This is a genomic window from Neolewinella litorea (assembly GCF_004803465.1).
GTDB lineage: Bacteria > Bacteroidota > Bacteroidia > Chitinophagales > Saprospiraceae > Neolewinella > Neolewinella litorea.
Window position 1 is genome coordinate 24,898 of record NZ_SRSF01000013.1, and the last position, 21,265, is coordinate 46,162.

A 21,265-nucleotide genomic window follows, 5' to 3' on the forward strand; every position below is an offset into this window, starting at 1 on the left:
AACAAATCCCCGACTTTAACATTTAAGTTTTAGCCCTTTCACCAATTACCACCAAAATGACTGCAAATACGATCTCGCCGTCCACCACCTCGGCGAGCGAAGAACAGCTGGAACTGATCCGGCAAAGCGCCGCGGATTTCGCGCGCACCAACATCTTCCCCCACGTAATGGAGTGGGATGAGAAGCAGCACTTTCCCCGCGACCTTTTCCGCCAAATGGGCGAGTACGGCTTCATGGGTGTGCTGGTTCCTGAAGAGTACGGCGGTAGCGGACTGAGCTACGCCGAATACATCACGGTCATTGACGAAGTTGCCCAGGTATGCGGCAGCATCGGACTGAGCCTGGCCGCCCACAACTCCCTTTGCACCAACCACATCCTGATGTTCGGCAGCGAGGCCCAGAAGCAGAAGTACCTGCCGGCCCTGGCCAGCGGAGAGCACCTGGGCGCCTGGGGACTCACGGAGCCCAACACCGGCTCCGACGCCGGTCGCATGCGCACCGTAGCCGAAAAGCAGCCCGACGGCGGATACATCCTCAACGGAGCGAAGAACTTCATTACCCACGGCATCAGCGGTGAGGTAGCCGTCGTAATCGCCCGCACCGGCGAACTGCTCGACAGCCACGGCATGACGGCCTTCATCGTGGAGAGGGGCGACGAAGGTTTCCGTGGCGGCAAGAAGGAAGACAAGCTCGGCATGCGCGCCAGTGAAACGGCCGAGATCATCCTGGAAAACTGCTACCTGCCCGCCGACCGCATCCTCGGGGAAGTGGGCGAAGGCTTCATCCATAGCATGAAGATCCTCGACGGAGGCCGCATCAGCATCGCGGCCCTGAGCCTGGGCATCGCCAAGGGGGCCATGAAAGCCGCCCTGGCCTACAGCAAGGAACGCGAGCAATTCGGGAAGGCCATCAGCCGCTTCCAGTCCATCGCCTTCAAGCTGGCCGACATGGCTACCGAGATCGAGGCCGCCGAACTGCTTACCCGCAATGCCGGCCGCCTGAAGGATGCCGGTCAGCCCGTTACCCGCGAGTCGGCCATGGCCAAGCTCTTCGCCTCGGAAACGAGCGTACGGGTCGCCAACGAGGCCGTACAGATCTTCGGCGGCTACGGCTTCACGAAGGAATACCCCGCCGAGAAGTACTACCGCGACTGCAAACTCTGCACCATCGGCGAAGGAACTTCCGAGATTCAGCGTCTCGTTATCAGCCGCGACCTGCTCAGGGACTAAGTCCGGAAAGCAGCCACTAGCGTATCTTGCCGACCATGGAGCGTTTGCCCTTATTTGATCTCTTCCGGCTCGTCAGGATACAGAACCTTGTGGTTGTTGCGCTGACGCAAATCCTGATTTACTACCGCATCATCCTGCCGGCCCTCGACGCCGAAGGGATCGCGGGCGTACTGCGCCCCTGGAAGTTCTTTGAGTTGTGCCTGGTTACCGTGGCCATCACGGCCTCCGGATACCTGATCAATGACCTGCGCGACGTGCGCATCGACGCGATCAACCACCCCGGCAAGAATATGGTGTTGAAGGTCGGCCGGCAGAACGTCCAGTGGCTCTTCTCCGCCATCGTGTTCGTCGGTTACCTCTTCGCCTTTCTCCTGGCCCTGCGGCTGAACGAACGGCAGCTGCTGTTCCTGTTCCCCCTGGCCATCGGCATACTGGCCCTCTACAGCGCCACCCTCAAGAAGCTGCCCTTCGTGGGCAATTTCCTGGTGGCGCTGTACTGTGCCGGGGTGCCGGGGATTCTGGTACTTACCGAACGCCGCGCGCTTTCCCGGCTCGCCGAGGCCAATCCCGGGCTGGCCGCCGACACCTTGCGCGTGTGCTTTCTGTTTATGGTCTTTGCCTTCGTGGCTACCCTCCTGCGTGAGTTGGTCAAGGACCTGGAGGACCTCCGCGGCGACCGACAGGAGGGTCGGCGCACCCTGCCCGTATTGCTTGGTGTGGCTACGAGCCGCCGCCTGGCCATCGTGCTCGGCATCATGGTCATAATCTCCATCCTCAGCCCCGTATTTCTCGGCTGGCCGGCCTTCATGCAGCCGCCAATGCTGGTGTGCATTACCCTGCTGCTGCTGGCCGTGATCGTCATCGTCGCCCAACTGGCCCGCGGCCACCAACAGGTCGACTATCACCGGCTCAGTACCCAGATCAAATTTCTCCTCATCGGTGGCCTGGGCTTACTGATCTTTTTCTGATATGGATTACTACGTGCACCCGACCGCCGTCGTGGATGCGGGCGCCAGGATCGGCACCGGTTGCCGGATTTGGCATTTCAGTCACCTGATGCCGGAATGCGAGATCGGTCCCGATTGCAACCTCGGGCAGAACGTTTTCGTAGCGCAGGGGGTGCGGCTCGGCAGCGGGTGCAAGGTGCAGAACAACGTCAGCCTGTATTCGGGGCTCCGGATTGGGAGCAACGTATTCATCGGGCCGTCCGCAGTATTTACCAACGTGCGCAACCCGCGCGCCGCCGTCAACCGGCGGGGGGAATACGCCACGACCGTGGTCGAGGACGGCGTCACCATCGGGTCTAATGCTACCATCCTTTGCGGTCTTACCCTGTCTGAATACGCTTTCGTCGGGGCCGGGGCGGTGGTCACCCATGACGTTCCCCCCTACGCCCTGGTGGTTGGAACCCCCGCCCGGCAGATCGGTTGGATGAGCGCCGCCGGGAACCGCCTGCAATTTGATGTACGTGGCCGGGCGGTGTGCCCCGATTCCGGGACGTATTCCCTCGCCGACGGGGTAGTGACCCACGACGGGGACTAGACGACGCCACCCGTCCTCGCTTCTTCGCCGCTCCTTACCTTCGCGCCCCACCATGAAGATTCGCTTTGCCATCGTCGGTCTCGGTCACATCGGACGTCGACACGCCACCCTCGTAGCCGCCCACCCCGGAGCGAAACTGGTGGCCGTTTGTGACCCCCTCGACCGGCAGGAGCTGACCTGGCCCGACGGCGTCCCGGAGGTCTCCCATTTTAAGGACCTCGCCAAACTGCTGCAGGGATCGGACTTCGACGTAGCCTGTATTTGCACGCCCAACGGGCTACACGCTGCCCAGGCCGTCGCCTGCCTCGCGGCGGGTCGCCACGTCGTGGTGGAAAAACCCCTGGCGCTGTCCGTGGCCGAGTGCGACGCCATCATCGCCGCCGCGCACCGTTACGACCGGCGGGTCTTTGGGGTCATGCAGAACCGCTACAGCCCCGCCTCCGCCTGGCTGAAGGAGGTGATCGACTCCGGAGGTTTGGGCCGCGTGCTGCAGGTCCACCTCGACTGCTTCTGGAACCGCGACGGACGGTACTATCTCCGGTCCGACGGGAAGCCGCACGCCTGGCACGGTGATCCGGCCCTCGACGGCGGCGTCCTCTTTACCCAGTTTGCCCATTTCCTGGACCTGCTGTGCTGGACCTTTGACGGCGTAAGCGTGGAGCACGCCCGCATGGTAAACCAGTGCCACTGCGAAATTCACCCCTTCGCGGATACCGGTATGGTGCATTTCTCCCTGCCCGGTGGCGGAGTGGGCACGCTAAACTTCAGCACGGTGGTATGGGACCGCAACTTTGAATCCACCTTTACCGTCATCGGCAGCCGGGGCACCATAAAACTCGGCGGGCAGTACATGAACGAGGTGCGGTATTGCCACGCGGAGCAGTTCACGGCACCCGCGCTCCCGCCCGGACCTGCCTCCAATAACTACGGGCCCTATCAGGGCTCGGCGGCCAATCACCACTTCGTGATCGAAAATGTGGTGGACGTCCTGAATGGACGGGCCGAGGTAGCGACCACTGCCGCTGAGGGGCGGGCCGTAGTGGACCTCATCGAACGCATCCATCGGGCATCACAGCCAGACTAAATCGGGGGTTCCGCCCCGTTGGCCTTCTACTACGGCGTGTTGCTGATATATGCGCCCTATGGCGTAGGCCTGTTCCCGGGGTACATCGAGGAGGCAAACGCCCAGCTCCTCCGGCCATCCCCCTTCCGGATCGCTGCCGGAGGCCGCCGTGAAGCTGAAGTTTCTGGCCTCCAGCAAGTGCAAAAGGGTGGCGTGCCGTTCCGCGTTTACGGCGGCCGGCAGTGGGGTGGAGTAGGGGTTGTAGGCGGTGAGGATCAGGTAGTGGTGGTGGCCCCGCTCGGTTAGCCAGGCGTCAAAATCAGGGTGTGGCTCGTCTATTTTAAGGTCGAAACCGTTCACTACGTAGACGGCATTGCGGTAGGCCCGCGCCAGTTGTTCGTCGGGGGAAGGTGTAGACTGATCCGGGGGAGGGGGTGGCATAACGTATTGCTGTGTACCTTTGCGGCCCCTAAAGAACCGGGCTGCGGCCGTCGGGTTGCCCCTTTTCATTTAAAAGACCCTGCTATGGAGATGGACAGAACTTCCATCATCGGTATCGTCCTCATCATGCTGCTCTTCCTGGGGTGGCAGTATGTGGCCGCTCCGAGTGCCGCGGAGATTGAACTGGAGCAGCGCTACCAGGATTCCATCGCCGCCCTCAGCGAAACCCAACTGCGTGCCCCGGAAGAACGGGAAGGGGAACCCGTGACGGTCGACCCATCCTCCCTTACCGACTCCGCCCGGGTGGCGCAGTACGGCGGCCGATTTGGTGCCTTTGCCGCTTCCGCGGTGGGAACCGACGAAGATGTGGTGCTGGAAAATAACCTGATCAAACTTACCCTCTCCACCAAGGGAGGTAGCATCCGCCAGGCTGAGTTGAAGAACTACGACAAGGTGGTGGAACAACATGGTAAGGAAGAAGTACACCTGCCCCTGTTGCTTCTGGAGGACGAGCAGAACAAGTTCGAGTACATCCTGCCCGTCAACGGCGTGGCGGGAGAGGGCGTACGCACCAGCGACCTTTACTTCACCCCCACCGTCGAAGGCAATACCGTCATCCTGCGGGCTGCGGTCGACGGCGGTGGTTACCTGGAGCAGAAATACACCCTGCCCGACGATACCTACCTGATCGACTACGACGTACGCTTCGAAAGGCTCAACAACGTATTGGCCAACACCAATGGCACCGTCCAGCTCTACTGGGAGAACCACCTCGACAAGATCGAGAACAACAGCCAGTACGAGGCCAACTACTCCACCCTGTACTACAAGCCGGTGGACGACGACACCGACTACTGCTCCTGCACCAGCGACGATACCGAGGAACTCGACGACCAGCCCCTCAAATGGGTGGCCGGCAGCCAGCAGTTCTTCACCTCGGCCCTGATTGCCGACGACCGCTTCAGCAGCGCGGTGCTCACCACGATCGCCGATACCGACCGGTTGCAGGACGACGAGCTCAAGGTGCTCATCTCCAATCTGAACCTGCCCGTCGGCAACTCTCCTTCGGAGACCTTCGGTATGTCGTTTTACGTTGGCCCGAACGAATTCGAGCGCCTGCGGGCGATTGGCTACGACCTTTCGGACGTGATCAGTTTCGGCTCTTCGATCTTCGGTTCCATCAACCGGTGGATTATCCGGCCACTGTTCAACTTCCTGTCGGGTTTCATCGGCAATATGGGCATCGCCATCCTCGTGCTGACGCTGCTGGTTAAGATGCTCGTCTACCCCCTCACCTACAAGATGCTGGTGAGCCAGTCCAAGATGCAGGTGCTCAAGCCCGAGATCGACAAGCTGAAGGCCAAGCACAAGGATGACGCGCAGGCCGCGCAGATGGAGACCATGAAGCTGTACCAGGAATACGGGGCAAGCCCGCTGGGCGGCTGTCTGCCGATGGTCTTGCAGATGCCGATCTGGTTCGCGCTGTACCGCTTCTTCCCGGCCTCCATCACTTTCCGGCAGGAGAACTTCCTGTGGGCCAATGACCTGAGTACCTACGACAGCGTGCTGCGGCTTCCGGAGTGGATCCCCTTCATGCAGGGGCACCTGAGCCTGTTCGCCGTGCTGTGGGCCGTCACGACGGTCATCTACGCCTACTACAACAGCCGGCACATGGACTACAGCGCCCAGCCCATGATGAAGTACTTCCAGTACATCATGCCGCTGGCGTTCCTGGGCTTCTTCAACAGTTTTGCCGCCGGACTGACGGCATACCTGTTCTTCAGCAACGTCTTCAATATCCTGCAGACCCTCATTACGAAGAACTTCATCATAGACAACGAGAAGCTGCGGGCTAAACTGGACGCCAACAAAAAGAAACCCAAGAAGAAGTCGGGCTTCAGTGCCCGCCTCCAGGAGGCCCTCAAGGAACAGCAGCGCGCGCAGGCCGCCGCCCAGGCCAAGAAGGGCAAGTAGGAACCCCGGGCCGGGAGTCAACCTCTGCCACCGGAAATGGCTTCTGCTGATGTACAAGCCTTTACCATGACCCGTTACGCAACCGGATTCCTCTTCTTTGTTCTGACCTTTTTCTCCTGTTCCCGCCAACCGGTAGGCGTGACCGGCCCGCCCAACCGCGCCCTGCCGCCGCCCTCCGTCACCGACCCGGCCCAGCCCGATCCGGTAGTGCAGGACGCCATCGCCGACCGTCCGGAAGCGGAAACCGTGGAGGGCCAGGCCCCTGGCATAGAGAACGCAGAGGCCATCCCCGACGCCGCTGCCGTGAAGGCCCGCCGCCGGGAGGAAGTACGTGCCCGCCGGCAGGCCATCGAGCAACCCCCCATCGAGTCAAATAAAACCGCCAAGATCGAGAACCAGGCCAGCGTGGGGCAGGCCACCATTGTCGACGAGGGCTACCGGGAAGAGGTGGCCGCCGACGCTACCGAAGCTCCCCTGATGTCCTTCCGTAAATCAAACTGCTACGGCGACTGCGAGGCCTATACCTTCGACCTGAAATCAGGTGGCATGACCTCCCTGCTGGTCGACCAGGGAAAGATCGCCCAGGGACTCTATAACCGGCAACTTTACTCGGTGGATTACGCGGACCTGAACCGGTCGATCGACAGCCTTCGGCAGCTTGACCTGGCTCCGGTGTATCCGGTCGACGAGGAAATACCGGCGGATATTCCTTACCGTTATCTTTCGATTCCAGATCGCGACGGCAATCCGCGCGAGGTGAAGGTGTACTACGGTGCCCCGCCCGCCCTGGAACGCTTCATGGACCGACTGGAAGTCCTCATCGACGAGCAGGCCTGGGAACGGGCCAGCCAACAACCAAGAAATAAGAACTAACTGATTTTATACACCACCCATTATGGCAGAAAATAAGGTAATCTTCTCGATGGAGCGGGTCTCCAAGACCTTCCCCGGAGCGAACAAGAAAGTGCTCAACAACATCTGGCTCAGCTTCTTTTACGGCGCCAAGATTGGCGTGCTGGGCCTCAACGGCAGCGGCAAATCGACCCTACTGAAGATCATCGCCGGCGTAGACAAGAACTACGAAGGCAACGTGGTATTCGACCGCAACTACAAGATTGGCTACTTGGAACAGGAGCCCACCCTCGACCCCACCAAAACGGTGCGGGAGATTGTGGAGGAAGGCGTACAGGAGACTGTCGACCTGATGAAGGAGTACGAGGCCGTCAACCTGAAGTTCAGCGAGCCCATGACCGACGACGAGATGAACAAGCTCATCGAACGACAGGGTGAACTGATGGAGGAACTCGAAAACCGTAACGCCTGGGAATTGGAGAACCGCATCGATACGGCCCTGGAAGCCCTCCGCTGTCCGCCCGATGAGGCCAAGGTAGACGTACTGTCCGGTGGTGAACGCCGGCGCACGGCACTGGCCCGCCTGTTGCTCAGCAACCCGGATATCCTGCTCCTGGACGAGCCCACCAACCACCTCGATGCCGAATCCGTAGACTGGCTGGAGCAGTACCTGCAGAATTTCCCCGGTACCGTCATCGCCGTTACCCACGATCGTTACTTCCTGGACAACGTGGCCGGCTGGATTCTCGAACTGGACCGTGGCGAAGGCATTCCCTGGGAAGGCAACTACTCCAGCTGGCTGGAACAGAAATCCCAGCGCCTCGCTCAGGAGGAAAAGCAGGAAAGCAAACGGCAGAAGACCCTCAAGCGGGAGCTCGAGTGGATCCGTATGGCCCCCAAGGCCAAACAGAGCAAGGGTAAGGCCCGCCTGAGCGCCTACGACAAGCTGGTCGGGGAAGAGGGCCGCGAGCGCGAGAAGAACCTGGAAATTTACATTCCACCCGGACCGCGCCTGGGCGACGTAGTCATCGAAGTCAAGAACCTGAAGAAAGGCTTCGGCGACCGGGTGCTCTTCGACGACGCCACCTTCACCATTCCCAAGAACGCGATCGTTGGTATCCTCGGACCCAACGGCGTGGGTAAATCCACCTTCTTCCGTTTACTGGTCAACGAACAGAAGCCCGATGACGGCGAGATCAAGATCGGCGACACGGTGGAGATCAGCTACGTGGACCAAGGCCACGCCCAGCTCAAGGATGCCAATAAAACGATCTACGACGTAGTGAGCCAGGGTCACGACATGATCGAGGTGGGCAATACCTCAGTCAACGCCCGAGCTTACCTGAGCCGTTTCAACTTTGCCGGGGCCGACCAGCAGAAAAAAGTAGGGATGCTCTCCGGGGGCGAACGCAACCGCCTGCAACTGGCCATGACGCTGCGCGAAGGCGGCAACGTCCTGCTGCTCGACGAGCCGACCAACGATATCGATATCAACACCCTGCGTGCGCTGGAGGACGCTCTCGACAGCTTTGCGGGCTGCGTTCTGGTGATCAGTCACGACCGCTGGTTCATCGACCGACTGGCCACCCACATCCTCAGCTTTGAGGATGAGGGCAACATCCGCTTCTTTGAGGGCAACTACAGCCAATACGAGGCTGCTAAAAAAGCCGAGCTGGGAGACGTAACCCCCCGGCGTCCGCGCTTCAAGAACGTGATCAATCGATAGTATCCAGAATGTACCACTCTATGTCTTCGAGGGGCGGCCGCCGGCCGCTCTCCTCGGGGGCGTAGTAGGTCGCCAGGTAATCCAGGATGGGCCCTTCCTGCGCGCCGAGATCCCAAAGCCCCTGCTTTTCCTGCATCCAGTGGATCATCTCCAGCCAGCCTTCCCGCGTGGCCCGGTTCTGGGTCACCAGTTTAGCGCTGTGGCAGGCCAGGCAATTCCCCTTGACTAGCAGGTAATCGCCCTCGGCGATCAGTCCGGTATCCATGTCCAGCCCATCCACGATGCGTGAGGGTTTAGCCACGGTGGGTTGGGGTTCCGGTTCCCGGTCGAATAGCAGGTAGCCCACTCCCGCGAGGGCGATCAGGGCAACCAGGATAAGGACGTAGCGCAGTTTTCGGCTCATGTTGCTCACACTACTTTTACGGCAATGCGGTGACAGGCATTGTTCAGGTAGCCGCGCGGGTTCCAGCCCGGCAGTACCATTGGCTGCGCGCGGCCGTCGGCGTCGGTGGCCCGGGCCCAAACCTCGTAGTAGCCGGCCTGGGGGAAGGTCACTTCGGCGGTAAATCGCTGCCAGGCGAAGCGGTTGGCCGGGGACTGGAGCCGACAGCGCGACCAGGTGCTGCCGAAGTCAATGCTGTAGTCCATACGGGCAACCTCCGAACTGCCGCACCAGGCGTGGCCGCCGACCGACAGCGGTACCCCCTGTTCGATGACGGCGCCCGTCCGGGGTGAAGTGATGAGCGATTTTACCGGCATCTCCAGGATAATACACATGTCCTCGTCGTCGACCGCGGTGCCCGGCGCCACCGGTTCACAGGGAACGCGGTAAGATTGTCCCTCCATTTTCTCGCCATCGTGTACGCGGTCACGCACCGCGATCTCCGAGAGCCATTTTCCGGAACAGCTGGCCGGGTACCCCCCGAAGACCAGCCGTAGCGGGTATCCGTTGAGCAGGGGCAGGGGCTCATCATTGAGAGCCCAGGCGATGAGGCTTTCGTCTTCCAGTGCTTTGCTGATGGGCACGCCCCGGGAAATGGGAACCTTATCCGGGTCGCCACTCAGGTGCGTATCCTTGCCGTAGTAGCCGATGTAAACGGCTTTGCGGGGGTCGTATTTCGCGGCTTCCAGCACATCACGCAGACGCACGCCGGTCCAGCGGGGACATCCCACCGCGCCGTTGCCCCACTGGTTGCCCTTGGCGGGCGGACTGAACTCTTTACGGCCGTTGCCACCGCACTCCAGCGTGATCTGGTAGGTATGGGTGGGAAAGCGGCGGCGCAGTTCCGCGAGCGTGAAGGTCACGGGTTCGGGTACCGCTTCCCCCGTGATTCTGAGGGTCCAGTCGTCGGGCCAGGTGGTGGGAGTCTCAGGGAGCCCGCGGGGGACCAGCCCGTTGTTGCGGACGAACATCAGGGCGGCGGGCGTAACGCTGTCGTTCAAAAGATGGGGCGGAGTTTCGGCGTTGACCGGGCGGTCGTTAAGCACGGTAAGTCCGGGGTGCTTGCCGGGAAGCGGGTCCGCGTCGTCGAGGCCCAGCAAGGTAATGCCGGCGGGCAGGCGGGCGGCGTAGACGACGGGCAGACCGGCCAGCGTGAGGAATTTTCGTCGATTGAGAGAGGGCAGGATGGAAGGATTTTGGGCGTGGACAAGATAATCAATCCGTCAGATGGGCAACGCGGCATCCATAAGTGGAACGCGTATCTTCGCCGAAAATCAAGCTGTGAAGAAATCCCTGGCCCTGGTCTTTACGCTGGTGGGTGCCATTGCCCTGGCCGCCGGCGTCCTAGCCATTTTTAACCCCGGTCAACTTGCCCTAGGACAAAACGCCTGGGGCGTGGCGATCGTCGGGGTCATATTTTTCATCACCGGTATGGGTCTCTTGCGCTCCGTTGCCGAGTAGTCTGGTACCGGGCATCTATCGCCCTCCTTCATGAACTGGATCAAACGGATCATTCTCTTTCTGCTCGTTGCCTACGCGATCCTTTGCGCGGGCCTGTACGCGTTTCAGGAGAGCGTGATCTTCCGTCCGCGCCAGTTGCCGGCCGACTACGAATTCGGGGTGGGGGAGGAAATGACCCTGCATACCCCCGACGGGGTGCCATTGAACGTGCTGGCCTTTCAAAAGCCCGGGGCGGAGGGCGCTATCCTGTTCCTGCACGGCAATCGCGGCAGCAACCGCCGCAGCCTGCGGCAAACCGAAGGATTGGTGGACGCCGCGTACGACCTCTACCTGTTCGATTACCGCGGGTACGGCAAAAGTGGCGGCGCCATTGTCTCGGAGGAACAGCTGTTCGCCGACGCCCAGATCGTATACGATTCCCTGCGGGCACGCTACGCTGAGGAGAACATAATTGTCGTAGGCTACTCGCTCGGTACCGGTATGGCCAGCTACCTGGCGGCCAACAATCATCCCAGGCACTGCGTACTGGCGGCCCCCTACGCGAGCATCACGGCGATGAAGAACCTGTGGCTGTGGATGGTCCCGGATTTCATTCTGAAGTATCCGCTGAATACCCGCGAAAACGTGGCGCGCGCCAATTGTCCGGTGACGGTGCTGCACGGCCAGCAGGATGAACTGATCCCCTTTGCCATGGCCGAAGAGATCAAGGAAGCGGCGCCGGAGCGCGTAGAACTCATACCCCTACCGTCGTCGGGGCACCGGGGTGTTATATTAGACCCTCTGTTCACCGAAACAGTACTGCGGCTCATCAAGTGAGCCCTGCCTGCTCAAATCCATCTCCTTGAGAGTTCTACTGCTAGTCTGCTTAATTCTGCCCTGCTTGACCTGTTCCGACCCCCGGCCCCAGTACGATACGCTGGAAGATTATCCCGTATACCCCTACGCCGACCTGGGCGTCACCTATACCCCCGCTTCCACGACCTTCAAGTTGTGGTCACCGGCCGCCCAGGACGCCCGCGTAAAGCTGTACGCGGACGACCAACCCGGCACGTCGGCCCACGCCACGCTCGACATGAAGGAAGTTGACCGCGCCTGGACGGCCACCCTCCCGGAAGATCTGGATGGGACCTACTACACCTTCCAGATCAAACGCAACGGCCGCTGGTTGGCCGAAGCCACCGACCCCTACGCCCGCGCCGTCGGCACGAACGGACTGCGTGGCCAAATTGTCGACCTCTTTGACACCGATCCTCCGGGCTGGGCCAATGACCACCGTCCGGCCATGGGCCTGCCCACCGACGCCGTCATTTACGAATTGCACGTGCGCGACTTCAGTATCGACCCGGAGTCAGGCATCCGAAACAAGGGCAAGTTTCTGGGGCTGACCGAACGGGGAACGACGACCCCCGCCGGTGATACCACCGGACTGAGTCACCTGATCGAACTCGGCGTCACTCACGTACACCTGCTGCCGAGTTTCGATTTTCTGAGCCTGGATGAGTCCAGACCCGATTCCGCCCAGTACAACTGGGGCTACGACCCGCAGAATTATAACGTGCCGGAGGGCAGCTACTCAACGGATCCGGCGGACGGCAAGGTGCGCATCCGGGAGTTCAAGCAAATGGTCAAAGCCCTGCACGATGCCGGAATACGGGTGATCATGGACGTCGTGTACAACCACACGGGCAGCACCGACAACAGCAACTTCCAGTTGTTGGTCCCGGACTACTTCTACCGATTCCAGGAAGACGGCACCTTCAGCAACGCCAGCGGCTGCGGGAACGAAATCGCCAGTGAACGGCCGATGGTGCGCAAATACATTCGCGAGTCCCTTGAATATTGGGTAGACGAATACCACGTCGACGGCTTCCGCTTCGATCTTATGGGGATTCACGACATCGCCACCATGAATGACATCAGCGAAACCCTGCGCAGCATCGATCCCACCATCCTGCTCTACGGCGAGGGTTGGACGGCGGGCGACAGCCCCCTGAAGGAAAGCCTGCGGGCGATCAAGGCCAATACCTCCAGCCTAATCCAAATAGCGGCCTTCAGCGACGACCTGCGTGATGCCCTTAAGGGGAGCGTCTTCGAGCACGAAGAAAGGGGTTTCGTCAGCGGAGCCGACGACCTTGCGGAGTCCGTCCGCTTCGGAATCGTGGGCGCCACCCCGCACCCCCAGATCGACTACGACAGCATCAATTACAGTGATTCTCCCTGGGCCCCCGAGCCCACGCAGTGCGTCAACTACGTCAGCTGCCACGACAACCACACCCTGTGGGACCGCCTGGAGATCAGCAACCCCCGCGACCCGGCCTGGCTCCGGGAACGGATGCAACGACTCGCGCTGGCCACCGTTCTGACATCCCAGGGCATTCCCTTCCTGCACGCCGGGACCGAGTTCCTGCGCTCGAAAGGGGGCGATGAAAACAGCTACAAGAGCAGCGACGAAGTCAATGCCATCCGGTGGTCGGGTAAACGCGAACACGCCGATACCTACCACTACGTGCGCGATCTGATCGCGCTGCGCAAGGCCCACCCGGCTTTCCGGATGGGAAAGAGTGCCCTGATCGCCCGTCACCTCACCTTTACGGAATCGGATTCGGACGACGGTCAACTTATCAGCTACCGCATACAGGATGCTCCCGGCGACCAGTGGTCGGATATCTTCGTGGTACTGAACGGCGATCCCGCAACCCGACGTATCGAACTGCCCGCGGGCAGCTGGCGACAGGTGGTGGATGGCGCTAAGGTAGATCCCACCGGCCTCCAGCGATCTCCATCGGAAGGGGAAACCGAAGTAGCCGGGGTCAGTGCCAACGTCTTTGTCCGTCAGGTGAGTCGGTAACCGTTCAGCGCCGGGGCGGGACCCCGCCCCCTACCACCCGGTCGGTCCCCAGGTAGCGATTTTCTGCCGTCTGGTACCAATGCCGGACAGCTGGCAGCCGAAGCCCGGCCACTTCCGTTTCGTCCTCCAGTAGAATGTACTCACCCGTCCCCGGACCCTCCGCGGCGTGATAAAAGCGGTAACCGCTCAGGGCGAAGGTCTCGGGGTCAAAAAGGAAGAACCACACGTCGCCACCGGCTTCGGGGGTGTAGCGGACTTCCAACTCCAACAGCTCCCGACCGTCATACCATACCCGGTGGACCTGGGGCTGAAGGAGCGTACCCGGATCGGTCAGTTTCATAGGGAGACCCCACAGGTAGCCGTAATAGTCGCGCAGCACCTGGGTCCGTTCCCGGGTGAGGTGCCGGGCCCGTCGCAGAGAATCCGGCAGAGCCGACTGCCCCAGGTAGGTGTACCTAAAATCGTTTCCGGTCAGGCCCAGGGTGAAGCGTTCGCCACCCGATTGTTGCTCGATAGAAAAATAGCTGGCAACGGGAGACAGCGTAAACTCCGTCAGGCGGGTATCGTCGCCCGGTCGTGATTCCGCCAGCGTCAAGGTATAGGCCAGTTTTCCCCAGTTACCGCCCGGATCGTGGTAGGCGATGCTGCGCGCCAGGAGGCTGTCGGGCGAAAAATCGACCGGCCTCCGTGTCCACTCCCGCAAGGTGTGTTCGTTCATGCGTACGTAATGATCGTTGCCGGCATCCCGGGCGAGGGCCAGGCTCGTTCGCAGCAGTTCGAACGCCAGCGAATCGTTGCCGATTTCACGTTCGATAAGTGCCTGGCGCCGCGTGCGCCCGAACTGTGGTCCCGTGGCCGCGGCCCAGCGGTCGATCCAGCGCTTGGCTTCCGGCAGGTTGCCGGTCTCGAGGTAATAGCGCGCGGCCTCGTAATAGTCGTTGGGATCCTGGGCGGGAGAAAGGTGACTGGCCGCTTCCCGGGCTACGCGGGCGTCGGTGTCGACCGCGACAGGCAGGCGAACGCGGTACCACTCCCATTCAAGTACTAGCTCCGCACCACCATGGCCCACATTCATCCACCGGTATTCGAGGGTTTCCGTACGCTGGTCTAATCGCTCGGCGGAGGTTTCCACGCGCAATACGTCGTCTGCCGCGGTGTAGCCTTGTGCTCCCCAGCGGTCGGTTTTACTGTTCAGAATCCAGGTCCAGTTGCCATCCTGTCGGGGGATGACGTACAGGGAATAGGTTCCTGCACCGATCGGATATTCCGCGATCGTGACGGGGGTGGAAAAATGCAGTAATGAATTTTCGTTCGCGCCCGCCCGCCATACCTCATCGTAGGGGATGAGGTGACCGAAGATGAGCCGGTTGCGTACCGATGGCCGGTGGTAGCTTACCGTCATATCCGTGTAGCCGACGGTCACCGCGACGGAGGCCGCCTGGCTAGCGGGGGGTGCCGCGAACTGGGTGGTAGCCCGGGCGGGGAGCAGCAAAAAAAGCAGTACAGGCAAAAAATGCCCGATCCAGGCTGGAAACTGAGGGGTATGCATGCGCCTAAGTTACGCGAGGGGTGACATTCGTCTATCTCCCGTTGACGAACGCCAGGGCACGCTCGTCCATTCCGTTATAGTCCTTGCCCCGCAGGGAAAAGCCTACGTGCCCGCCCTGGCGGGGTTGCTCCACCGTGATGAGGTCATGGCGGCGGGCCAGGTCCACCGGCGTGCAGGCGTCCGGTACGATGGGATCGTTAAGGGCGTTGACGATCAGGACGGGCACGGTGGTTCCGTCCACGTAGTGGCCGGAAGAGAGGTAGCGGTAGTAGGCATCCAGATCGTCGTACCCGCCGATTACGGCGGAAAAAGCCCGGTCAAAATCCCGCCAGACCGAGACGCGGTCCAGTGCGCTAAGGTCGACCAGGCCAGGGTACTGGGCCTCCTTGGCGGCGATCTTGGCGGACAACGAACGGAAGAATTTGCGCTTGTAGACCCAGTTGTCAGGGCGCTCGAGACTATCCACGCTGTGCTGGATAAAGCAGGGTGCCGAAAACGCTACGCCGTGAGTAACCTGCGGGGGTAGGGATTTGCCCAGCGTACCCAGGTACTTCAGGGTCAGGTTGCCGCCCATGCTGTAACCGACGAGCACGATTTGGTCGTAGCGCCCGGTAGCGACGGCGTGATCGACGACGGTTTCCAGGTCTTCGCTCTGTCCGTGGGAATAGAGTTTGCGCGTACGGTTCATCTCTCCGGAGCAGCTGCGGCAATTCCAGGCCAGCGCGTGCCAGCCGTGTCGGGCGAAGTAGTGGGCCGCGCTGGCGATGTAGGCCCGCTGGCTGTCGCCCTCCAAGCCATGGCTCAGGATTACCAGTTGCCGGCTGTCGGAGCGGTCCAGCCAGTCGAGATCCAGAAAATCGCCGTCCGGGGTGTCGATACGCTCACGTCGATAGTCGATGGCAACCTGAGCGAAAAGGTGGGGCACGATGGTTTGGTAATGGCCGGTGAATCGTTGGATCATAGGAATTAAGCGCAGGCGGGGGGTTATGGCGGAGCGGGTGCAATGGAAACCAAAGGAGCGCCGGGTAGTTTGGTTGGGGAAGAAGGGCATACGTCCTTTTGCGTTGTGATGGCCAAAATTCCAGTCCCGTGAAGTACCCACTCCTATTGCTGTTCGCCCTGTTGCTCGGCACCCGCGCGCCGGCGCAAACCCTTTCCTCTTCTACCTACGGCGAAACCGTTTCCGACCATGCGCTGGAAGCGAAGCGGATCCACCATCAGAAGCGGGCCATGCTGCTCCTCGGCGGCTGGGCGGTGGGCAATATCGGACTGGGTCTGGCACTGCGCGGAAGCCGGGTAGGGGAGGCCCGGCGCTTCCACGAGATGAACGCGATCTGGAACACGGTAAACCTCGGCATCGCTGCCCTGGGCTACCTCTCGGTGGCCCGCGAGGACCCTGCTGCGCTGGATGCATTCGGGAGCCTGGCGGAGAACCACGGCTTGCAAAAGGTGCTGCTCTTCAACGCGGGGCTGGACGTCGCCTACGTGGTGGGCGGCATGTACCTGCGGGAAAGAGCGCGCCGCCCGGACGTCGACGCGGATCGGCTCCGGGGCTACGGCAACAGCGTCCTGCTGCAGGGAGGATTTCTGCTTGTTTTCGACCTGGTCAACTACTGCATTGCCGCCGGGCGGGACGCCGACTACGCGCCGCTGCTGGGGCCCACCTCCGAAGGGATCGGTCTGACGCTTGGCTTTTGACAAACAAAAGCGCCCCGCGCCGGGAGTCCGGGGCGGGGCGATAAATAACAGTAGGTTAGGCGTTTACCCTAGCGTTCCGAAGAGGCTGAGGTGTTCATTTCTTTGTTCTGGCGAACCAGGTTATTGAGGATGGATTCGGCCGTATCGAAGTACGAATAGACGAGCTCCTTTTGCTCGGTGAGCATGAGGTCGGGACGGATGCCATCGGCGATCTCTTGCAGCTTTGCAATGGATTCCTGGGGAGCATCAAAGCGCTCGGCGGCAATTTCCCGGAAGAGTCCGGCGGTGCGGCTCAGGGCTTCAGCGGCGTAGTCGGCGTGCTGGTCACTTTGCCAGTCGCGCTGCATGGCGGCGGCCTTTTCGAGGATCAGTCCCTTGGTGGCAGTAAAGTTGCCTACGGAGATTCCTTCGGCGTTCTTCATGGCTTCCACGGCGTTGAGCAGCTTGGTCAGTCCGTCGGAGATAAATTGGTGGTCGAGGGATACCGAGCCGTCAATATTGACCGATTTCCACTGGTTAAAGGCGTCCAGTTCGCGCTGGTAGGCCACGTAATTAGGCTCGAGCACGACCAGGGTGGGGACGCTGCGGAGAAGGCGGATGCGGTCGACACGGTCCTGAAAGGCTTCGTCAAGCGAGATGAAGCGCAGGGCGTTCAGCGGTCCGATCTCGTCTTCGAGCCGGTCGAAGTAGTCTTTCTTCAGATCCATGGCGGCAATGTCGAGTTCCCAGTATTCTTCGATAAATTCGCCGGTTTCGGAGCGTTCATCCTCGATGCTGTCGTCTTCGGCCATCTCTTCGTGGTACTTCTTGATGAGGTTGCGGCGACGGGCGGTGATGGCTTCCTTGTCGCGCTGGTAATCGTTGAAGATGGGATCAAAATCATTGATCTCTTCCTCAGTGAGTTCCAGGGCCTCGATCACCGTCTTGCGGAAATCGATCGTCAGGCGGGTATTCATCATGCGCTCAAAGGCACTGTTGTCCAGTTCTGGCTGATCGATATCGGCCTGCATTCCGGGTTTGGCCATCTTGTCCTGAGAGCGGTCAATGCGCTGATCGATCTCCTCCTGGGCAAAGGCCGGTAGGCTGAGGGCGAAAGCAAAAAGGAAGATCAACAGGTTTTTCATTCGGGTTGGGGTAATCATATTTAATATATTGTTTTTCAGTGTGTTAATTCACTTGATCTACTATGTAACAAGAGCACCCGGGGGCATTGTTCGGTACCTTTCCCGCTTTCCGGGTGGGGGGAATTGGTCGGCCGGCACCCCGACCGTACCTTGCGGATAACTTGTCTCTTCCGAAACTCGTTACCTTTCGAAACCCATCGGCGGCGTATTCCGTGAAAGCTTTCTCCACCCTGCTCCTGCTCTTCCTGGTCACCACCCTGGGCGGGCAGGCCATGCGCATCGAATACTTCACGGTGACCGACGGCCTGAGCACCCGGGACATCAATGACCTGCACATCGGCGACGACGGCTACCTGTGGGTAGCGACGATGGACGGACTGAATCGCTTCGACGGGCACGGCTTCGTCTCCTTCGGGCAGGGCCTCGGTAATGAGCCCGGCCTGAGCCGCGGGGCTATCGAGTCGGTGCGGGCCGACAACGACGGGCACCTGATTCTTACCTTCAACGATTTCTACGGATACTTCGACCGTTTTGATCCGCGTGACTTTTCGGTCGAGCAGGTACACATCGTCCCGAGTACGGGCGTGGTCGGTTTTCCCCGGACGATCGTGACGGACCAGTTCGGGCGCACCTTCGTGGTGGCCATCGGGCAGGCCGGTACGATCATCTACGAGTATACCAACAAGGGCTTCCAGGCTATTTACCAACAGCCCGACGACGGGTGGCTCACCTTCGCACCGCGGATCGAGTTGCTGCCCCTGAGCAACGGACAATTCTTGCTCTACGACGACGAGCACGGTTTCCGACACCTTTCCGCGAACGGCGACCTGCTCAACACCTTCTTCCCCCCCCGGAAAGGCCAGCGGCGGCTGTACACTATGGCCGAGGGACCGGACGGATACGTCTACCTGAGTTTTCGCGACGGTTACCCCCTGTACCGGTGGTCGCCCCAGACGGTAGGCGACCCGCTGCCCGTACCCGATCTGGATTCCGGACTGCATTATACCAGCATTTTCCGCGACGAATTGGGGCAGTTGTTGCTGCTGGGTACGGAAGACATACTCGGCAAGCAGTACCCCGACGAGTACTACCTGGTGGATACCGCCGGCCGTTTCCAGTTCTTCGAACGGGAACTGCCGACCAACCGCCTGGTGACCAGCATCGCGGCGGTAAACTTCAACGAAACGGCCTACCTGGGTCTGCGCGAGGGCCTCGGGGTGATGGAGCGCTACGTCAAGTCGATCGGGAACTACCTCAACGACAATACCAACGAACTTTACCACAGTCCCGTGCAGGGCATCGCCGAGGATTCCGCCGGTACGGTGTACGTGGCCGACGCCAGTGGTTCGATTTACACCATGGCCAGAAACAGCACGGATTTGGTACCCTTACCGTTGCAGGATTCCACGGGGACACGCGTAGAAATGCGGGAGATTCGGCAGCTCATCTACGACCGGATCCGCAATGCTATCTGGGGCGTGGCCCAGCCGACCGGAATGGGCAAGGGCGGACTGCTACTGCGCTACAACGTCGGCACCGGGATCACCGAGACCTATGCCTCCACCTATCCCCTTATGTGCCTGGCCATGAACCCGCAGGGCACCATTTACCTGGGTGCCACCGACCCCCGGAAGGTGGGCTTGCTGCTGCAGTACGATGAGCGGACCGGCGGCTTCGCCGAACTCGTGGATCACGAAAGCAATGCCGTACGCCTGCGGGGCTTGCGCATCCGGTACCTCTACCATTCGCGCGGCGGACAACTCCTGCTCGGAACCCGGCAAAAGGGACTGATCGGGTACGATCCGGCAACCGGACGCTCCACGGTATACAGCCAGCTTGATTCTACCGAACAGGCCACGGAGATGAACGCCCTGACCATCAACTGCATCTACGAGGACGTGGGGGGGAAGTGGTGGCTGGGCACCGACGGTGGCCTGCGCATCATCGACCCCATCAGCGGCACCGAGCGGAGCTACGGCCGGCAGGACGGCCTGAGCAGCAACACCGTTGTGGGCATCGTTCCGGATTCCACCGGCGGGTACTGGCTCTCTACCCACAACGGCCTCGTCCACCTGCCCGACGACCTCGACAACGGAACTTTCCGGCGCTACTACATGGAAGACGGACTGGCCACCGACGACTTCAACCCCTATTCATTCCTGCGCGACCGCAGCGGCCGCTACTTTTTCGGGGGGGACAACGGGCTATCCGTCTTCCGCGACGATGACCTCAGCGTGGAGTCGGCCGGCTCGGACGTGATGATCACCGAAGTAGTGATCTACGGCCGGGGGGAGAACCGCACCCTTAGCCGGAACCTAGACCAACTCACCGACATCGAGGTGAAGGCCAGCGAGAAGAGCATCGCTGTATCCTTTGCACTGCCCGTCGGCCAGCGCCCCAGCCTCACCCAGTTGCGCGTCAAACTCGACGGCTTCAACGAGAAATGGCGCGAACTGCGCAATGAGCGTACGGTACGCTACAACAACCTGCCTTCCGGCAACTATAAGTTGCTCGTCCAGGCTGCGGGAGCCAACGGCAACTACGGTGACCAGATGCTGACCCTCAACATTCGGGTGCGGCAGTACCTCATTGAGCGCACGTGGTTCCAGTTTCTGATCGCTACGGTGATCGTAGGCCTGTTCTTCTTTATACTGCAGGCCAAGCTGCGGGAACGACTGCGCAACGAGCAGCTGCGCACCCAACTGAGCAGCGATATTCACGACGAAGTGAGTGGTTTGCTGGCCGGCATTACCCTGCAGGCCGAGTTGCTACAGAACCGGACGGACGATGAGAAAATGCGCACCCGCTTGCAGACGGTCGGGGAGGCGGGCCGTAATGCCATGTCCAAGATGAGCGACGTGATCTGGAGCATCGACAGCCGCCGCGACAACATCGGTAACCTGCTGCAACGTATGCAGGAACACGCCGACGAAGTACTGCTGCCACTGGACATCCGCTACGATTTTTCCGCCAAGGGATTCAACATCGAGCGGGAACTCCCGGGCAACGTACGGCAGGACCTTTACTTTATCTACAAGGAAGCAATCAACAACATCGCTCGACACAGCAATGCGACCTACGTCGAAATTGAGCTCGAGCAGTATGCCCAGACCTTCGAGATGTTTATCCGCGACAACGGTAAAGGGAAACAGAGCGAGGAGTTCCCGGTCTACACCAGTACCCGTTTCACGCCCAAGAAAGGGCAGGGGAAAGACAACATGCGAATGCGCGCCCAGCGGCTGCGGGCCGAGCTTACCATTGACGACCGCGCCGGCTACACCCTGACCTTACGTATGCGTCGGCTGGCGTAATACCG

At 60.7% G+C, this 21,265-nt stretch carries 18 protein-coding genes; 12 read left to right on the forward strand and 6 right to left on the reverse strand.

The features are described 5' to 3' along the window. The first annotated feature begins 56 nt into the window (after positions 1-56). Genes E4021_RS16715 through E4021_RS16730 form a run of 4 tightly spaced genes read left to right on the forward strand, consistent with a single transcriptional unit; the run spans position 57 to position 3,855 of the window. Positions 57-1,229 carry an acyl-CoA dehydrogenase family protein gene (locus tag E4021_RS16715; protein WP_136460528.1) on the forward strand — a complete coding sequence of 391 codons (1,173 nt, stop codon included), beginning with the start codon at positions 57-59 and terminating at the stop codon, positions 1,227-1,229. Between the two features lie 35 nt (positions 1,230-1,264). Then, positions 1,265-2,197 carry a geranylgeranylglycerol-phosphate geranylgeranyltransferase gene (locus tag E4021_RS16720; RefSeq protein ID WP_136460529.1) on the forward strand — a complete coding sequence of 311 codons (933 nt, stop codon included), beginning with the start codon at positions 1,265-1,267 and terminating at the stop codon, positions 2,195-2,197. A gap of 1 nt (position 2,198) precedes the next feature. Next, on the forward strand, positions 2,199-2,771 hold the full coding sequence (locus E4021_RS16725) for an acyltransferase (protein ID WP_136460530.1): 573 nt from the start codon (positions 2,199-2,201) through the stop codon (positions 2,769-2,771). Between the two features lie 52 nt (positions 2,772-2,823). Beyond that, positions 2,824-3,855 carry a Gfo/Idh/MocA family protein gene (locus tag E4021_RS16730; RefSeq protein WP_136460531.1) on the forward strand — a complete coding sequence of 344 codons (1,032 nt, stop codon included), beginning with the start codon at positions 2,824-2,826 and terminating at the stop codon, positions 3,853-3,855. On the opposite strand, the gene E4021_RS16735 is transcribed toward E4021_RS16730, so the two are convergent. Beyond that, positions 3,841-4,275, reverse strand: coding sequence for a DUF3293 domain-containing protein (locus E4021_RS16735; protein WP_168797664.1), 435 nt, complete (start codon positions 4,273-4,275; stop codon positions 3,841-3,843). The two genes, E4021_RS16730 and E4021_RS16735, sit on opposite strands and share 15 nt — an antisense overlap. A gap of 84 nt (positions 4,276-4,359) precedes the next feature. Between E4021_RS16735 and yidC the strand changes: the two genes are divergently transcribed. The 3 genes from yidC (at position 4,360) to ettA (ending at position 8,827) form a co-directional block, all read left to right on the forward strand. Then, positions 4,360-6,249 (forward strand): membrane protein insertase YidC, encoded by a 1,890-nt coding sequence (yidC, locus tag E4021_RS16740; RefSeq protein ID WP_136460533.1) that lies wholly within the window; start codon positions 4,360-4,362, stop codon positions 6,247-6,249. Between the two features lie 66 nt (positions 6,250-6,315). Beyond that, on the forward strand, positions 6,316-7,122 hold the full coding sequence (locus tag E4021_RS16745) for a DUF6438 domain-containing protein (protein ID WP_136460534.1): 807 nt from the start codon (positions 6,316-6,318) through the stop codon (positions 7,120-7,122). Positions 7,123-7,144: 22 nt separating this feature from the next. Further along, positions 7,145-8,827, forward strand: coding sequence for an energy-dependent translational throttle protein EttA (ettA, locus tag E4021_RS16750; protein ID WP_136460535.1), 1,683 nt, complete (start codon positions 7,145-7,147; stop codon positions 8,825-8,827). Here ettA and E4021_RS16755 read toward each other — a convergent pair. Both E4021_RS16755 and E4021_RS16760 read right to left on the reverse strand, forming a co-directional pair. Next, the gene (locus E4021_RS16755) at positions 8,817-9,230 is read right to left on the reverse strand and encodes a hypothetical protein (protein WP_136460536.1); all 414 of its coding nucleotides are present in this window, start codon (positions 9,228-9,230) and stop codon (positions 8,817-8,819) included. The two genes, ettA and E4021_RS16755, sit on opposite strands and share 11 nt — an antisense overlap. A gap of 5 nt (positions 9,231-9,235) precedes the next feature. Next, positions 9,236-10,456 carry a sulfite oxidase gene (locus E4021_RS16760; protein ID WP_406603365.1) on the reverse strand — a complete coding sequence of 407 codons (1,221 nt, stop codon included), beginning with the start codon at positions 10,454-10,456 and terminating at the stop codon, positions 9,236-9,238. A 94-nt stretch (positions 10,457-10,550) separates the two neighbouring features. Between E4021_RS16760 and E4021_RS16765 the strand changes: the two genes are divergently transcribed. The 3 genes from E4021_RS16765 (at position 10,551) to pulA (ending at position 13,578) form a co-directional block, all read left to right on the forward strand. Continuing rightward, complete coding sequence (locus E4021_RS16765) at positions 10,551-10,730, forward strand: hypothetical protein (RefSeq protein WP_246050321.1); 180 nt, start codon at positions 10,551-10,553, stop codon at positions 10,728-10,730. Positions 10,731-10,760: 30 nt separating this feature from the next. Further along, complete coding sequence (locus E4021_RS16770) at positions 10,761-11,546, forward strand: alpha/beta hydrolase (RefSeq protein WP_136460539.1); 786 nt, start codon at positions 10,761-10,763, stop codon at positions 11,544-11,546. Between the two features lie 64 nt (positions 11,547-11,610). Then, on the forward strand, positions 11,611-13,578 hold the full coding sequence (gene pulA, locus E4021_RS16775; RefSeq protein WP_246050322.1) for a type I pullulanase: 1,968 nt from the start codon (positions 11,611-11,613) through the stop codon (positions 13,576-13,578). Between the two features lie 4 nt (positions 13,579-13,582). Here the strand turns inward: pulA and E4021_RS16780 are convergent, their stop codons facing one another. Next, positions 13,583-15,127, reverse strand: coding sequence for a DUF6503 family protein (locus E4021_RS16780; RefSeq protein ID WP_136460541.1), 1,545 nt, complete (start codon positions 15,125-15,127; stop codon positions 13,583-13,585). Between the two features lie 31 nt (positions 15,128-15,158). Beyond that, positions 15,159-16,088 carry a YheT family hydrolase gene (locus E4021_RS16785; protein WP_136460542.1) on the reverse strand — a complete coding sequence of 310 codons (930 nt, stop codon included), beginning with the start codon at positions 16,086-16,088 and terminating at the stop codon, positions 15,159-15,161. 128 nt (positions 16,089-16,216) lie between these two features. Here E4021_RS16785 and E4021_RS16790 point away from each other — a divergent pair, with 128 nt between their 5' ends. Beyond that, the gene (locus E4021_RS16790) at positions 16,217-16,825 is read left to right on the forward strand and encodes a DUF6992 family protein (protein ID WP_136460543.1); all 609 of its coding nucleotides are present in this window, start codon (positions 16,217-16,219) and stop codon (positions 16,823-16,825) included. Positions 16,826-16,893: 68 nt separating this feature from the next. Here the strand turns inward: E4021_RS16790 and E4021_RS16795 are convergent, their stop codons facing one another. Further along, positions 16,894-17,949 (reverse strand): hypothetical protein, encoded by a 1,056-nt coding sequence (locus tag E4021_RS16795; protein WP_136460544.1) that lies wholly within the window; start codon positions 17,947-17,949, stop codon positions 16,894-16,896. Positions 17,950-18,161: 212 nt separating this feature from the next. Here E4021_RS16795 and E4021_RS16800 point away from each other — a divergent pair, with 212 nt between their 5' ends. Then, the gene (locus tag E4021_RS16800; protein WP_136460545.1) at positions 18,162-21,260 is read left to right on the forward strand and encodes a ligand-binding sensor domain-containing protein; all 3,099 of its coding nucleotides are present in this window, start codon (positions 18,162-18,164) and stop codon (positions 21,258-21,260) included. The last annotated feature ends 5 nt before the right edge of the window (positions 21,261-21,265 follow it).